Source organism: Bradyrhizobium sp. 2TAF36, assembly GCF_052114925.1.
In the GTDB taxonomy this organism is placed as follows: domain Bacteria; phylum Pseudomonadota; class Alphaproteobacteria; order Rhizobiales; family Xanthobacteraceae; genus Bradyrhizobium; species Bradyrhizobium barranii.
Map to the genome: position 1 here is coordinate 107,266 of NZ_JBFRFR010000012.1, position 14,744 is coordinate 122,009.

Sequence of the window (14,744 nt, forward strand, 5' to 3'; positions counted from 1 at the left end):
CGGTGATGACACTCTCGGACGCAGCCCGCCTCAAACTCCTGGAGCCGCCGGTCGGCAAGGTGCGCGTGGTGCTCGACACCGACACCTACAACGAGATCGACGATCAGTTCGCGCTGGTGCAGATGCTGCTGTCGAAGGACCGGTTCGACGTCGAGGCGATCTACGCCGCGCCGTTCTTCAACACACGCGCCGACAGTCCCGGCCACGGCATGGRGCTGAGCTACCAGGAAATCCTTCGCCTGCTGGAGCGCCTCAACGTCGCGCCGGACGGCCTCGTCCATCGCGGCGTCACCGACTATGTCGGTCCCGGCAAGACGGCGCAGGCGGCCCCCGCCGTCAACGACCTCGTGGCCCGGGCGCGCGCAGGCTCCCCTGACAATCCGCTCTACGTCATTGCCATCGGCGCCATCAGCAATGTCGCCTCGGCACTGCTCGAGGCCCCCGACATCATCGACCGCGTGGTGGTGGTCTGGCTTGGCGGTCACGCGCTGGAATGGCCGCACACGATCGAGTTCAACCTCAGGCAGGACGTCGGCGGCGCGCAGGTGCTGTTCGACAGCGGCGTGCCGCTCGTGCTCGTGCCATGCAAGGGCGTCACCTCGCACCTTCACAGCACGGTGCCGGAGATCGAGCGCTACGTCGAACCGCATGGCAGCATCGGCGCGTTCCTCGCCATGCGCTTCAAGGACTATTCGTCCGACCATCTGGGCTGGGCCAAGGAGATCTGGGACATGGCGCCGGTCGGCTGGCTTCTCAATCCCGATTGGGCGCCGAGCGTGATCGTGCCGGCTCCGGTTCTCACGGATCAGATCACGTGGAGCATCGATCGCCGGCGGCATCCGATCCGCTACGTGACCTATGTGGATCGCAACCCGATCCTGAAGGACTTTTTCCTGAAGTTGAAGGCGTTTGCCGGATCTAAGAGTGGTTTAGCGCCGTAGCCCGGATGGAGCGAAGCGCAATCCGGGAAAGTGTCCCCGCATTCCGCTTCGCTCCATGCAGGCTACAGATGCTCCGCGCCCCCTACTCCGTCCTACGCAGGAACGCCCCGAACGCGCGCGGGCCGTCGCCGGTCTTGACCTCGCCGATCACCTTCAGCTCGGTGGCATCGATGATGCTCAATGTGTTGCTCTCCCAGCAGGCGACGATGACGCGCTTGCCGTCGGCGGTCACATTGATGCCTTCGGGATAGTCGCCGACATTGATCCGCTTGACCGGCTTCAGCGTCGCCAGGTCGAACACGCTGACGGTGCCGCCATATTGGTCGGTGACGAAGCCGCGCCCTTGCGTCAGCGCCACCGCATAAGGACGCATCCCGACCGGCACGCGGCCGATCTCTTGGCTCGCGGCGATGTCGATCACCGAGACGTCGTTGGAGCCGACATTGGCGGTGTAGGCGCGTTTTCCCTCGGCATCGATGGTGACGCCGAACGGACGGGTCCCGACCTTGATGGTCGCCCTGCGCTCACGCGTCGCGGTATCGACCACCGAGACGCTGTCGTCGTCGCGGTCCGCCGAGAGCAGCAGCCTGCCATCAGGCGTCACCGCGAGGCCGGACGGGGATGCGCCGACCGCGATGCTGGCCGTGATACTGCGCGAGGCCGTATCGATCACCCGCACTGCCGCCGCATACCAGTCCGCGACGTAGACCGTCTTGCCATCGGGCGTCACGGCAATGCCGAGCGGCCCGCCGCCGACCTCGATCCGCCCCGAGACCTGCCGCGTTGCGGCGTCGACCACGGTCACCGCCTTGGCGTCGGGGCTCGTGACATAGGCAAAGCGCCCATCCGCGCTGACGGCCACGCCGGCCGGCTTGCCGCCGATCGGGATGGTCGCGACGCTGCGCGATGTCGCGAGGTCCACGACCATCAGATCGTCGCTGAGCTGGTTGGTGACGAACGCCTCTTCGGCGGACGCGCTGCCAATACTGGCAGCGCAAAGGCTGGCGGCGAGCGCCGCCAGGATCCGCGCCCGCACGGTCAGCTTCCGCTCTCGATCTTCTTCTTCAGCGCTTCGAGGCCGGCCTGATAGAGCCCCTTCACCGCCTTCACCGCGRCCTCGTCGCTGAGCTCCGGCGGCGGATCGTTGTTGGGGAAGCCGCGGTAGAACGCGCCCGCCCATTCCAGCGTCGCGCCCTTGCCGTCGGCGCTCGGCGTCACCGTCAGCGTCGAGGAATAATTGGTGACCGGCAGCACCTTCACGTCCACCTTGGTGATCCGGTAGGAATAGGTCATCGCGGCAGCGTCGAACTTGTAGAGTTCCTCATCGACGGTGGCGCCTCCCGTCAGGGTCAGCCGCCGCGTCGCTTCGATCTCATTGCCCTTCTCGCCCTCGGTCTTGGTGACAGGCGGCAGCCAGCTCATGTCCTGGAAATTGCCGATCGCGGCCCACACCTTGGCCGGCGGCGCGTTGATCTCGATGGATTCGCGCACCTTCTGCCGGGTCGGCCCATGTGCCCAAGCCGGGCCAAACGCCGCCGTCAAAGCCACCGCGCCCGCGGCAGTCAGCACCGCGCCCATGACCATGCGCCGTCCAATCGTCACCCTCATCTCGTTTCCTCATGCGTCTCGTGGATCGTGCGCGACTTGAGGCGCGCTGCGATCATGGTAGCGCATTTTGCGGCCGTGGGGAGACCTGTTCATGGCGGCGTTGCGGCGCGCGCTCGCGCGTCCCACAACCCCTTGCGCCGCCCGTCGGGCAAAACACCCAATGGGCGGGTCAACCGCACCACGCAGAAATAATTCTCTTTATCCGCATTTCGGATTATCATATAGAAAGCCATCCCACCCCGGGCCGAGGGGCGTTATCGCGATCGTCACGACACGCGGGGTGGGACGTGGTGGACGCAGGCGGCGTCGGCGCGAAGGTGGTTTGCAGGGCGGGCAACCGTGAGCGAACGCCGCGCGCACACGACCGGTGCAGCCTGTGTACGGTAAAACCGTGCCGTCCTGGCGCCCGGAGCCTGTGCGCCAAGTCTTGCGGTGATGTGGCGGCCCGACCGGGCCCGCACATCAGTCATCCGCAAGGCGACGGGGGCAATAGTGCATCRCTCCCCGGGGAGAGCTCGGCATAAGCCGTAAAACCACTGCGCAGGGAAGGCCGGATGTTTGGCTTCACCTRTATGCCACTGTGCAAACTTCGTAGCGCAATTTCCGCACAGTGGACCGCGGGTGCCAGCCGGCACCCGGCCTTCCCCGCGCCCTCGGCACTTTTGGGGGCGATGAATACAGCAGAGCTCGGGCAGATCTTGCCGCGAGGATGCGAATCCGTGCGTGCGATTTGAATTCGAATGCAAAGATAGAAGCTGCTCGCGTGCCCCGGACGCAGCGCAGCGCTTCCCTGGCGATGCGCAGCATCGTCCAGTGCGGCGGTGCGCTGCAGAGCCGGGGCCCATGCATCAGCGAGCGTGTGACTGCGTGAGTCCCTGCTCTGCGCCGCACCGCTACGCGCTGCAGCGCGTCCGGGACACGAGAAGAGCGAGTGCCGTGGGAGCGCGCCCTCGCCTACTCCGCCAGTGTCGCCTCCACGAACCCGCGCGGATCGTCACAGAACTCGCGCATCACCCGGTAATGATCGGTTTGCTCCACCGTCGTCGGCTCCAGGCCGTATTTGCCCAACCGCAACAGTCTCGCGTTTGGATAGGCCATCAGCAGAGGCGCATGGGTTGCCATGATGACCTGGCAGATGCGGGACTCGTCCATGCGTCGCAAGAGCTTCAGGAATTCGATCTGACGCGCCGGCGACAGCGCCGATTCCGGCTCGTCGAAGATGAAGATGCCCTGGCGCTGGCAGCGCTCCTCGAAGAAGCGCAGAAAACCTTCGCCATGGGAATGCGACAGGAAGTCGGGGCCGGCCTGGCCGGCATCACGTGCGGCCTCGTCGAGATATCGCGCGACCGAGAAAAAACTCTCGGCGCGAAAAAACCAGCCGTTGGCGATCTTCGGCAGCCAGCTTGCGCGCAAGGCCCTGGAAAGCTGGCCGCCCATCTTCTCCCGCGCTTCGGAATGGTCGACGGGCATGTAGCCCTTGCCTCCACCCGCATCGTCGTAGCCGGCAAGCGCTGCGATACCCTCGAGGATCGTCGACTTCCCGGTGCCATTCTCTCCGACGATGATCGTGATGGCGGCGTCGAAGTTGAGCTCGAAATCATCCGGGAAGATGGGCAGGCAAAACGGATATGCCTCGCGATCGTGAACTCGCGACGGATCGAGCCAGACCCGCTTCAGATACGGCGCCGGCAGGTTGATGGTGCGATTGCTTCGTCGGCTCATGCTCTGCTTCCAACCCACTCCGGTCGATATTTCGACTGGAACATATCAGGAACACAATCCTCGCGAAAGCAGCACCTGAGAAACATACAGCAACAAAACCCGGCATGCGTCACTTGGACGCAAATTAAAACCTAAGATTGCAGCGAAGAATCGCCTTAAGAAAACGTTGCTGCGAGACAGCTTGCTGGCATGAGGCCAGCCCCCACCCCGCGACCCGGCAATGATTGACGGAAGTCCAGGACCGTAGAGCCGCGAGGAATGCGCGATGGTATCAACGTATTTCAGCTACAACTACATTGCGCACCATCTCAAGCAGTCCCTGACGCGGGTTGAACAGCAACCCGATGTCGCGCGAGAATCCGCCTATTACAAAGCCAACATCGGCAAGGTGCGGACCGTCGATGATCTTATGAAAGATTATCGCCTGTATCATTATGCGATGAAGGCATATGGCCTGGAAGACATGGCCTACGCCAAGGCTTTCATGAAGAAGGTGCTGGAGAGCGACCTCTCCGACCCAAAGAGCTTCGTCAACAAGTTGGTAGACAAGCGCTACCGGGAGTTTGCCGCGGCATTCTCCTTCAATGGCAGTGCCACGCCAGTTGCGCAATCGGGAGACCAGACCGACGAGATGATCGGTCTGTACACGACGACCAAGAAGAGCCAGGTCGATGCGCTTGCCGCAGACTCGAATTACTACAGCGCTGAAATCGGCAAGATCAGCAGTGCAGACCAACTCCTGAACAACGACCGTCTTCGCAACTATGTCTACTCGGCATACGGGATCGATCAAAGCAAGTGGCCGGGTGACACGATAAGTCAGGTCTTGCGCAGCGATCCGTCCGATCCAAATAGCTACGTCAACACCACCTTCGCTTCTCAGTTGACCGGCCTCAACGCCCAGCTTGCTCAAGCCAAATCGGACGCCAGCGCCGCTGATCTAAAGATAACCGGTTACAAGGCCCAACTATCGCAACCGGGCGCCGACGTGACCCAGTTGAACATCCAGATCCTGGTCGAAAAAAGTCACCTGGAGTCATATACGAAAAGCATTTCCAGCCTCAGTGACCAGATAGCGACGATTGGCGGGTTTGTAGACCTGGCCGGCGCGTTCGAGTTCTCGCCCGACGGGTCGCTTCCGTCAGGCGTGTCCGCCCAGACTGCCGCAAATGTCGCGATCACGAAAAAGCGGTTCGACGACAGCAAGGCCGCCGTCTATTCGGCGGCAAGCCCGATATACGAAGCTTTGGCGATCAAGCAATTCAGAACGGACCTCAGCAAGATCAATTCAGTCCAGGCGTTCGTATCGACACCTGGCGTGTATGATTTTGCGCTGGGCGCCGTCGGCCTCGATCCCGGAATGGTCTCGAAGGCGACGATCAAGGCAGTCCTCGAAAGCGACGTCAACGACCCCAAGAGCTACGTCTATACCCTCAAGGACAATCGGTATGTAGAGCTCGCACGCGCCTTCAACTTCGACGCAAAAGGCAATCTGACGACCCCCTTGGTGGCTCAAGACTCGGCTCAGGTCCTTCAGATCGCGAGAGAATACGTCGTTGCCGCGCTGAAACAGGCAAGCCCTCAGCAGGAGAAGGCAATTCGGGCACTAGCCACGAAAGATGCGACGGCTTATCAAGAGGCAATCGCAGGCATCGACAGCGTTTCCGAGCTTCTCGCAAACAGGCCGATGGTCGATTTCATTCTCTTGGCCAAGGGTTTGGACCCTAAGAAGGTCAGCACCGAATTTCTCAAGAAGATCTTCAGCTCCGACCTGAACAACCCAAAGAGCTTCGCGAACACGCAGAGCGATCCTCGCTTTGCCGAAATCGTTGCGTCGTTCAACTTCGACAGCAAGGGCAACGTCGCGCGCCTCCCGATGATGGGTCCTCAGAAGAGAGATCAATTCCGGGAAACACAGGCGAACTATCTCCAGCAAAGCCTGGAGCAGCAGCAGGGGGAGACGAATCCCGGCGTACGCCTTGCGCTCTATTTCCAGCGAAAGGCGGGAGAAATCACGTCCGCATACGACATCCTTGCCGACAAGGCTCTTTCAGAGGTGTTCAGAACCACCTTCGATTTGCCTGACTCGATGGCCTCGATGCAGATCGATCAGCAAGCCAAGGTCGTGGACAAATTCATGAAGATCAAGGATCTTTCCGATCCGGCGAAGGTTGAAAAACTGTTGAGCCGGTTCTCCGCCATGTATGACGTCAGAAACGGCGAGAGCATCGGCCAGGGTCAATCTCCCTTGCTCAACCTCTTTCAAGGATCGAGCTCGGGCATATCAGGGATAAGTGAATCCACGTTCTTGGCCATCGCCAAGCTACGTGCTCACTGATGATCGCTCGCCGATACTAGCCCAACACCTCGAGCGCCAGCTCCATGGTCATCAGCACGGGATTGTCCCCACGGATCAGACGGCCCTCAGCGATGCCGCCAGTGTAGTCGATCAGGGCAATGTCGAGCGCCGCCTCCGGTGCACCCGAACTGCCCTGTACAATCGTCCCCGCTGTCACAGCGAGCTCGGTCGCGAACGGTTCGGTCACGCCGCCATGGGTGAAGCGCGCGCCGATGGTCGAGCCGACGCCGCCGTGAATCTTCGCGCGTGCGATGCCATGCGCGCGGCAGAACGCTTCGAGGCAGCCGGCAAAATCCTGGTTGGGCCGCAGCCGAAGTGAGAAGGCGCGGCTCGTGGTGCGCGCGCCGGTGCTCACACCAGGCACCGGCCCGAACAGCTTGAAATTGGTCTCGGGATCGGGCTCCGCGGTGAACATCGCGCCGTCGATGCCGAACGCTTCGACCTCGAACGGCGCGGCGACAACCGTCTCGTCCGGGAGCATGTGGCCGCCGCTTGCCTTGCCGTCCGGCTCCGTCCAGAGCCCGTGGCAATGAAAGAACGGGGCGCCATCGCGCATACCGAGCGTCATGCTGCCGAGTTTCGTGCGCATCACGCCGCTGGGGCGAAAAGTGTCACTGTAGAACGCTGCGTTCTCACCTGTCTTCGACAGCGCCGGCATCACATATGCGAATGGTCCGAGCGCAGCGCTGCCAAAATTCAGCACGCCACTGGCAAACCCCTCCGCCGCAAAACCACGCCGAGCGGCTTCGAGCAGCGGCAGACCCGCTTCGAGCCTGAACGAGAACGCGCGCCCCCTCGCCTCGACCCATTGGATGCGTTCGGCGACAGGCGCGCCCGGCTGCTTGATACTTCGCATCGCGTATGCTCAGCCCGCCTGCTTGTTGTCGAGATCGAGCAGTCCGCGCGCCTCGAGCTCATCGCGCACCATGCGCTTCGGGATCTTGCCATAGCCGGACTTCGGCAACGCCTCCCAGAAGAAGAACCGCTTCGGCATCTTGTAGCGCGGCACCTTCGGCAGGAGGAACGCCGCCATCTCGGCTTCGCTCACCGGCTTCTCGCCTTCGCGCGCGACGCAGACGGCGACGCCGACCTCGCCCCAGGTCGCGTCGGGCACGCCGAGCACGGCGACCTCGCCGACCGCAGGATGCGTCAAGATCTTCTCCTCGATCTCGCGCGGATAGATGTTGGAGCCGCCGGAGATGTACATGTCGGAGGCGCGTCCCGTGATGTAGACGAACCCCTCCTCGTCCATGTGCCCGAGGTCGCCGGTGCGGAACCAGCCGTCGCGGAACGCCTTCGCATTGGCCTCGGGGTTGTCGTAGTAGCCGGCGAGCACTGCAGGCCCGATCACGCAGATCTCGCCGCTCTGGTTGACTGCCAGCTCGCGGCCCTCGTCGTCCTGGATCGAGACCTGCATGGCCGTGCGCTCGAAGCCGCAAGTGCCGATCTTCGCATAGGGCCCGTCCTCGGGATCATGCAGCGCCGCCGGCAGCACGGTGATGTTGCCGGTGACCTCGCCGAGGCCAAAATACTGCACGATGACCTTGCCGAGCTTCTTCAGCGCGGCCTTCTGGTCCTCGCGGTACATCGGCGCGCCGGCATAGATCACGTGACGCAGCGAGGAATGATCGTATTTGTCGGCGGCGGGATGCTCGACCATCATCTTCAGGATCGTCGGCACCGTGAAGAGATTGCTGACCCGATGCGCCTCGATCAGGCGGAACGCCTCGTCGATGTCGAATTTCTCCGTCGGCAGCAGCACGGTGCATACGCCGCGGGCGGTCTGCACCAGCTGATGGACGCCGGCGCCATGCGACAGCGGCGCCACCACCAGCGACGCATCCGCTTCCGTGACGCCGGGGGTGAGATCGGCGAGATGGTTGGTGACGACAAAACCCATCTGGCCGTGGGTCAGCACCGCGGCCTTGGAGCGGCCAGTGGTGCCGGAGGTGAAGAAGAACCAGCAGGGATCGTCGTGCTCGACGGCGACGTTCGCAACGCTTGCACCGGCCTGCGAGGCGATGGCTTCCGCCACCGAGCGCTCGCCGAACGAGCCCTTGCCGTCGACGCTCCAGGTGAACTCCAGCGCCCCCCCCTTCACGGCTGCAGCGTGCTCGGGAAAATCGACGTGGCACAGGAACGCCTTCGCGCCGGAGGCCTGCGCGAGATAGGTGACCTCATCCGGCATCAGGCGGAAATTGGTGGGCACCCAGACCGCACCGAGCCGGAACGCGGCGAACATCGAGAAGAACATCTCGTCGCCGTTCTTGGAATGGACGAGGATGCGGTCGCCCTTGGCGATGCCGCGCGCGGCGAGTGCGGCGGCCAGCGCCGAGACCTGCGCATCGATCTCGCGCCAGGTCCAGGATTTGTCCCCCCAGACGAAACCAGGACGCGACCCATGCCGCCGCGCATTCTGGGTCAGCATGTGAGCGAGATTCATGACGCGGCGGGACATGCGCAGGGGCTGCATCGGGCTTCCTCTTCGACGGCGGGCGGCGCACGAGCCGCCCGCTCCTTGCAGCCCATTTATCGCCATCGAATGCGGCGTAGCAAGGCCGCCGGTCGCGCATCTGCCCTACGGCTGCTTGAACRCAAACGGCGTCGCCGTGATGGCCTTCTCCTTCCAGCAGGCCTGCGCACCGAAACCGCCGCAATAGCTACCGTGCAGATCGAAGCGAATGGTGCGCGCCGCGCCACGCTTCATCGGCGGCGGCAAGATCTTGTAGCTGCGGACATAGCCGTCGAACACGGGGCGCACGCTGCCATCGGGCAGAGTCACCAGGACGTTCATGACGCAGCCGCCGGTTCCGCAATAGGTGGTCTCGCGCTCCCCGCATTTGGTGTCGCGGAAATCGACGATGTAATCCTCACGGCCGTCCCCGGTCAGGTCGATCTTGCGCACGGTGTCCGGCGCGAAGGTCACCAGTCCACCGTCCTGGCTGTCGCATTCCTCATTGGCGTAGCGCAGCGCCTGCTGCACGCCGGGCGGATAATCGGCCGGATTGAACGGTTTTGCATCATCGGCGCGCGCAGCGGTGGCGAGCAGTGTGAGCAGGAGGATCAGATAGCGCATTCGCGTTTGTCGCCAGCGCGGCCGCGACCGTTCAGGGAATTTTAAACACGATCGGCGCAACCTCGCTCAGTTCTCGCGTAAAGAGTGCCGCATCATGGTCAAAGCGCCCGCCTTCCTCCTGTTGTCGCTGGCGCTCGCCGGATGTGCCGTGGCGCCTCAGGCGCACCTCTCCGCCGACCCCGCCTTCAAGCCTGCGCGCTATGCCTGGGATGGCGCCGGCGAGGATCCCAACCAGCCACGTTCCGGGGCTCCGCGTGCCACGCGCGCCGACGCCGGCTCCGAGCACAACAGGTCGCAAGCCGGACTTCAGCCCTATTCGAAGGAATGGTGGCAGGCCCAGGACGGCATCGAGGCCGAGCAGGACGCCAAGGTCACCCGCTCCCTCGTCATCTGCCAGGGTTGCCTCCGCCCGCAGCCGCAATCTGAAGATTCCAGGCTCGCCAAAGCGACCGATTGAACCGAGCGGCCGCGCCATCGGTCTACAGAGATACGCGCTGACGCCGGCCGCTCCGGCCATGCGGTCGCACGTCATTATCTCAGGGACATTTCATGCTCACCCGTCGGACCTTCGTCGCCGCCTCTCTGCTTGCCACCGCCTCCCCGGCATTCGCCGTGATGCCTGCCTCCAGCGATCCCGTCGCGATCCTGACCGCCATCTACACGCGCGCAGCCAAGGGCAAAGGCGATAGTGGCGGCGCCTTCGTCATCGAGAACAAGGCGGCCAAAACAAAATATCTCTCGAGGGCGCTGGTCGCGCTGTGGGCCAAGGCGGATGCGCATACGCCGAAGGGCGACGTTGGTCCGGTCGATTTCGATCCCGTCACCAACTCGCAGGAACCGGACGTGAAATCCTTCAAGGTTGACGCAGAGAAGATGGAGGCCGACAAGGCGACGATCGCGGTGACCATCACCGGCCACCGCAACGACCGCAAACCCGCCGACCAGATCGTGCGTTATGACTTCGTGCGCGAGGCCAACAGCTGGCGGATCGACGACATCAAGGGCTCGTCCGACGGCGAGGCCTGGTCGATCCGCAAGATGCTGGCGGACTCGTTGAAGACCTGACGGGAGACACCATGAGCGACGTCATCGATAACAAGGCCGATCATCGCTTCGAGCTGGAGGTGGAGGGCCATCTCGCGACTGAACACTACAAGCTCGACGGCAACGTCATCACCTTCGAGCATACCGACGTGCCGAAAGAGCTCGGTGGCAAGGGCGTCGGCTCGAAGCTGGTGCAAGGCGCGCTCGACCGGGTCCGCGCGGCCGGCTTGAAACTGATCCCGCAATGCCCGTTCGTGAAGGCGTGGATCGAGAAACATCCGGAGTATGCGGATTTGGTGAAGAGATAGCGAGCGCAGGCCGCCGAGCGCGCGGCAGGCCTGCTCAAATCTACCGCCTATTGCCCATGCTTCAGCATATCCTGGTCACTCAGATCCCAGTCCTGCCACAGCTGGAGCACGCCGAGGATCACCGCTACCGCTCCCAGACTCGTATGGTAGATCCGGAGAAAACCTTCGCCGGAATAACCGAACACATAGGGCGAGACGATAAGCCACAGCCCGACCAGGATCGTCGCCACCTCCTGCCAGCGCTGCAACGCGACATATTCGAGCTGGCTCAGGCCAAATACGACGAGGCCGATTGCGACCGTGTTCAGGATCATCGTCTGGCGTTCGACGATCGACGAGTGATCCTGGATGGGGAACCACGGCGATGCGACAATCAGCGCGCCGAGCAGCATCCCGCACCAATCTTCCCATGTTCGATGAGTCTTGATGAAACTAAAGTCCGACATCGTACCCTCCTCCAAAAGAGGCATACGTCAGCGGCTGGCGATCATGACACTCCGAATGTCTAGCGACCGTGCCGGCCGCATTCGGGCGTATGTCCTGTAACGAGACGTGGGGAACCGGGTGCACGATTGCAAGACGGACTGATGTTTTTTGCCAGCGAGGCAGCATTAGCGAATTATGGCTCACGCGTTGATCGAACGCTCGCTACAGAGCCCCAAGCTTCTGCAGTGCATCATGCGCGGACGGCAGTCCTGGACGCAATTCCAGCGCCTTCCTGAAGTCGGCAATCGCGCCCTGCCTGTCGCCGAGGCGCAGCCTGGCCTGGCCGCGATTGTTCCAGGAGAACACGTCGGAGGGATCGTATTGCAGCGCCTTGTCGTAGTCGGCGAGGCCGCCCTTGTTGTCGCCCCGATAGAGCCGGATCATGCCGCGATTGCGCCAGCCGCGTGCGTCGGTCGGCGCGACGCGGATCGCCTCGCCGTAGTCGGCGGAGGCCCGGTCGAGCTGCTCGCTGTCGCGGTAGACGTTGCCGCGGTCGATATAGGCAATCAGATCCGGTGCAAGCTTGATCCGCATGCTGTAGTCGGCAAGCGCATGCGCCGTGTCGTGCTTGCGGGCGTAGACGAAGCCACGGTTGGCGTAGGCGGTGACATAGTTGGGATCGCGCTTGATCGCCGCGTCGAAATCGGCAAAGGCGCCGTCGAGGTCGCCCTTGTTGAAACGGGCCTCGCCGCGATTGCTGTAGGCCAGCACCAGCGACGGATCGAGCTTGATGGCCTGGTCGTATTCGGCGATGGCGCGATCGTAATCGCGCTTGAAGCTGTAGACGCGGCCGCGATTGTTGTAGGCGCAGGCATAGCCGGGATCGAGCCGGACTGCCTCGTCGAGATCGGACAGCGCGGCGTCGAGTTCGCGTTTCTCGGTGAGCCCATGGCCGCGATTGCAATAGGCGCCGGCGAGCCTCTGCCCGCTCTCGCTCCTGGTATCGATCACAGTCGAGCAGGCTTTGATCCGGGCGTCCGGCGTGCTGGTCAGCCCGACGCAGGCCTCCCAGGCCGGGGCGCCTTCGGCCGCAGCCGACACCGGCGCGGTCGAGACGAGCGCCGCAAGCAGCGCCAAGAGGCTGAGCGGGACACGCATTTTCCGGATATCTCCCCTGCGGCAACCTCCCTTGGTCGCACCTTGGCAAGGGCCGGTTCAGGCGCCTAGATCAGAGCACACGCAGCGCTTCGAAGGGATCTGGCATGGCGGTACGGGACAACAAGGACAGGAGTCGCTTCGAGCTCGATGCGGGCAACGAAATCGCCTTCGCCAATTACCGGCTGACGCCGTCGGCCGTGATCATCACCCATACCGAGACGCCGCACGCGCTACGCGGCCGCGGCATTGCATCCGAGCTGGTCAAGGGCGCGCTGGACTTGATCCGCCGTGACGGCAAGAAGGTGATCGCCGGCTGCGGCTTCGTCGTCGACTATCTCGACAGGCATCCGGAGGAAGCAGACCTCGTCGCCTGAACGCAAAAGGGCCCGCGAGATCGCGGGCCCCTGGCTTACGACCGAGCAATCGGTCAGTGCTTGATCTCCGGCGGCAGCTTGCCGCCATTGGCGGCCAGCTTGGACATCACCTGCTTGTGCAGCCAGACGTTCATGCTCGCCGAGTCGTTCATGTCACCGCTGTAGCCGAGCTCCTTGGCGAGGTCCTTACGCGCGGCAAGGCTGGAGTCGATGTCGAGCGCCTTCATGAGGTCGACGATCGAGGTGCGCCATTCCAGCTTCTCCTTCTGGGCAGCGACCAGCTTGTCGACGATGGCCGCAACGTCCACGGTTGCCATCGGCGCGGCAGCAGGCGCCGATCCGCCCGGCGCGGCGCTGGCGGGTGCGCTACCCGAGGGTGCGCCACCTGCGGGCGCGGCGGAAGCCGGATGGCTGCCGAAGATCGCGCCCATGATTTTCCCGAAAATGCTCATGTCTTCTCCCCGAAAAGGATCCGTTGGAAGGGCCTTGAGTGGCACTTATAGACGAAGTTACTGCGTTACGCCCGCGAAGTTCTGCGAACCGACAACCAGCATCAGCTTATCTGCGGCGAAATGACGACCGAATGACATCGTTGAGGTTGCGGTGCGGCATCGAATCTCAACCAAGCGTGTGGGACAGGACTCGGAAATGGGCGTACGCTCCACTTTCAGTTCGCGATGACGTCCGGAATTCGCGTCTGGCCGGAATCGCGAAACTCAGAAAAGCGGCCGCTTGCGCCGTTGCCGGCGCCGAATTCGGCTGCATGGCAAGGGAGCTAGCGACCATGGCCACACTCTACCCGGGCAATGTCCCCACTGTGGCCCAGCCCGCGGATGCGGCTGGACCGGTGATCCGAACCATCCAACTGTCCGATCTGCACGACGCGCTCAGGCGCGGCTGGGAAGATTTCAAGGCGGTGCCGAGCCACGCCATCATCCTCTGCGTGATCTATCCGGTGCTGGGCCTCGTGCTCGCCCGCGCGGTGATGGGCTATTCGGTGCTGCCGCTGTTGTTCCCACTGGCCGCAGGCTTCGCGCTGATCGGCCCGTTCGCCGCGCTCGGTCTCTATGAGCTCTCCAGCCGGCGGGAACGTTATGAGGAGGCCAGCGCCTGGAATGCCATGGAGGTACTGCGCTCGCCTTCGTTCGGCGCCATGCTCGGTCTCGGCACGCTGCTGCTCGCTCTGTTCGTGACCTGGGTTGCGACCGCTCAGGCGATCTATGTCGCGGCGTTCGGCTATGAGGGCGCGACCGGTATCTCTGATTTCATGACGCGCGTTCTGACGACCCAGCAAGGCTGGTGGCTGATCGTGGTCGGCTGCGGCACCGGCTTTCTGTTTGCGCTTGCCGCGCTCTGCATCAGCGCCGTGTCGTTCCCCTTGATGCTCGACCGCCATGCCGGCGCCTTCGAGGCGATGGTGACGTCGCTACGCGTCGTCGCCAAGAACCCGGTGCCGATGGCGGCTTGGGGCCTGATCGTGGCGGTGCTGCTAGCGCTCGGTACGATTCCGGCGTTCCTTGGCCTTGCCGTGGTGATCCCCCTGCTCGGCCAYGCCACCTGGCACCTCTACCGCAAGGTGATCGTCTCGGAGCCCGGTGCACGTCCGGTGCCGCCCCCGCCGCATCGCCCGCGCAAGCCGGCCGCCGACTTCCCCGCCAACCTCTTCCCCTGGCGCAATCGGACGGACGCCTGACGATATCGTGACATGCGATCCTGCCCGGGCTCGGC

The 14,744-nt window shown here is 63.4% G+C and carries 16 protein-coding genes; 7 read left to right on the top strand and 9 right to left on the bottom strand.

Translation table 11 applies throughout. The features are described 5' to 3' along the window. Positions 1-5: 5 nt before the first annotated feature. Positions 6-941 (top strand): nucleoside hydrolase, encoded by a 936-nt coding sequence (locus AB4Z51_RS09250; protein WP_441497311.1) that lies wholly within the window; start codon positions 6-8, stop codon positions 939-941. Positions 942-1,023: 82 nt separating this feature from the next. On the opposite strand, the gene AB4Z51_RS09255 is transcribed toward AB4Z51_RS09250, so the two are convergent. The 3 genes from AB4Z51_RS09255 to AB4Z51_RS09265 form a co-directional block, all read right to left on the bottom strand. Next, positions 1,024-1,977 carry a YVTN family beta-propeller repeat protein gene (locus tag AB4Z51_RS09255; protein ID WP_135213715.1) on the bottom strand — a complete coding sequence of 318 codons (954 nt, stop codon included), beginning with the start codon at positions 1,975-1,977 and terminating at the stop codon, positions 1,024-1,026. A gap of 2 nt (positions 1,978-1,979) precedes the next feature. Continuing rightward, entirely contained in the window at positions 1,980-2,549 is a 570-nt protein-coding gene (locus tag AB4Z51_RS09260; RefSeq protein WP_441497312.1) for an SRPBCC family protein, read from the bottom strand. Positions 2,550-3,503: 954 nt separating this feature from the next. Beyond that, entirely contained in the window at positions 3,504-4,271 is a 768-nt protein-coding gene (locus AB4Z51_RS09265) for an AAA family ATPase (RefSeq protein ID WP_135213716.1), read from the bottom strand. A gap of 265 nt (positions 4,272-4,536) precedes the next feature. Here AB4Z51_RS09265 and AB4Z51_RS09270 point away from each other — a divergent pair, with 265 nt between their 5' ends. Continuing rightward, positions 4,537-6,609, top strand: coding sequence for a DUF1217 domain-containing protein (locus AB4Z51_RS09270; protein ID WP_439036680.1), 2,073 nt, complete (start codon positions 4,537-4,539; stop codon positions 6,607-6,609). A 16-nt stretch (positions 6,610-6,625) separates the two neighbouring features. Here the strand turns inward: AB4Z51_RS09270 and AB4Z51_RS09275 are convergent, their stop codons facing one another. The 3 genes from AB4Z51_RS09275 to AB4Z51_RS09285 all read right to left on the bottom strand — a co-directional run bounded on the left by AB4Z51_RS09275 (position 6,626) and on the right by AB4Z51_RS09285 (position 9,706). Beyond that, entirely contained in the window at positions 6,626-7,486 is an 861-nt protein-coding gene (locus tag AB4Z51_RS09275) for a PCC domain-containing protein (protein ID WP_441497313.1), read from the bottom strand. Positions 7,487-7,495: 9 nt separating this feature from the next. Next, positions 7,496-9,103: an acyl-CoA synthetase gene (locus AB4Z51_RS09280; protein WP_167767906.1), complete on the bottom strand. Its 1,608-nt coding sequence runs from the start codon at positions 9,101-9,103 to the stop codon at positions 7,496-7,498. 105 nt (positions 9,104-9,208) lie between these two features. Next, positions 9,209-9,706 (bottom strand): hypothetical protein, encoded by a 498-nt coding sequence (locus tag AB4Z51_RS09285; RefSeq protein WP_441497314.1) that lies wholly within the window; start codon positions 9,704-9,706, stop codon positions 9,209-9,211. 94 nt (positions 9,707-9,800) lie between these two features. Here AB4Z51_RS09285 and AB4Z51_RS09290 point away from each other — a divergent pair, with 94 nt between their 5' ends. The 3 genes from AB4Z51_RS09290 to AB4Z51_RS09300 all read left to right on the top strand — a co-directional run bounded on the left by AB4Z51_RS09290 (position 9,801) and on the right by AB4Z51_RS09300 (position 11,058). Then, on the top strand, positions 9,801-10,163 hold the full coding sequence (locus AB4Z51_RS09290; protein WP_135213721.1) for a hypothetical protein: 363 nt from the start codon (positions 9,801-9,803) through the stop codon (positions 10,161-10,163). A 92-nt stretch (positions 10,164-10,255) separates the two neighbouring features. Beyond that, a complete protein-coding gene (locus AB4Z51_RS09295) occupies positions 10,256-10,771 on the top strand; it encodes a DUF3828 domain-containing protein (RefSeq protein WP_135213722.1) in 516 nt (171 codons plus the stop codon). A gap of 11 nt (positions 10,772-10,782) precedes the next feature. After that, positions 10,783-11,058 carry a GNAT family N-acetyltransferase gene (locus AB4Z51_RS09300; protein ID WP_135213723.1) on the top strand — a complete coding sequence of 92 codons (276 nt, stop codon included), beginning with the start codon at positions 10,783-10,785 and terminating at the stop codon, positions 11,056-11,058. Positions 11,059-11,105: 47 nt separating this feature from the next. Here the strand turns inward: AB4Z51_RS09300 and AB4Z51_RS09305 are convergent, their stop codons facing one another. Both AB4Z51_RS09305 and AB4Z51_RS09310 read right to left on the bottom strand, forming a co-directional pair. Then, a complete protein-coding gene (locus AB4Z51_RS09305; RefSeq protein WP_441497315.1) occupies positions 11,106-11,528 on the bottom strand; it encodes an SPW repeat protein in 423 nt (140 codons plus the stop codon). A 178-nt stretch (positions 11,529-11,706) separates the two neighbouring features. Next, on the bottom strand, positions 11,707-12,642 hold the full coding sequence (locus tag AB4Z51_RS09310; protein WP_135213725.1) for a tetratricopeptide repeat protein: 936 nt from the start codon (positions 12,640-12,642) through the stop codon (positions 11,707-11,709). Positions 12,643-12,746: 104 nt separating this feature from the next. On the opposite strand from AB4Z51_RS09310, the gene AB4Z51_RS09315 reads away from it, so the two are divergent. Continuing rightward, positions 12,747-13,016 (top strand): GNAT family N-acetyltransferase, encoded by a 270-nt coding sequence (locus AB4Z51_RS09315; RefSeq protein ID WP_135213726.1) that lies wholly within the window; start codon positions 12,747-12,749, stop codon positions 13,014-13,016. A 53-nt stretch (positions 13,017-13,069) separates the two neighbouring features. Here AB4Z51_RS09315 and AB4Z51_RS09320 read toward each other — a convergent pair whose 3' ends face one another. After that, a complete protein-coding gene (locus AB4Z51_RS09320; protein ID WP_028156132.1) occupies positions 13,070-13,468 on the bottom strand; it encodes a DUF3597 domain-containing protein in 399 nt (132 codons plus the stop codon). Positions 13,469-13,800: 332 nt separating this feature from the next. Between AB4Z51_RS09320 and AB4Z51_RS09325 the strand changes: the two genes are divergently transcribed. Further along, positions 13,801-14,709 carry a DUF2189 domain-containing protein gene (locus AB4Z51_RS09325; RefSeq protein ID WP_166341915.1) on the top strand — a complete coding sequence of 303 codons (909 nt, stop codon included), beginning with the start codon at positions 13,801-13,803 and terminating at the stop codon, positions 14,707-14,709. Positions 14,710-14,744: the final 35 nt, after the last annotated feature.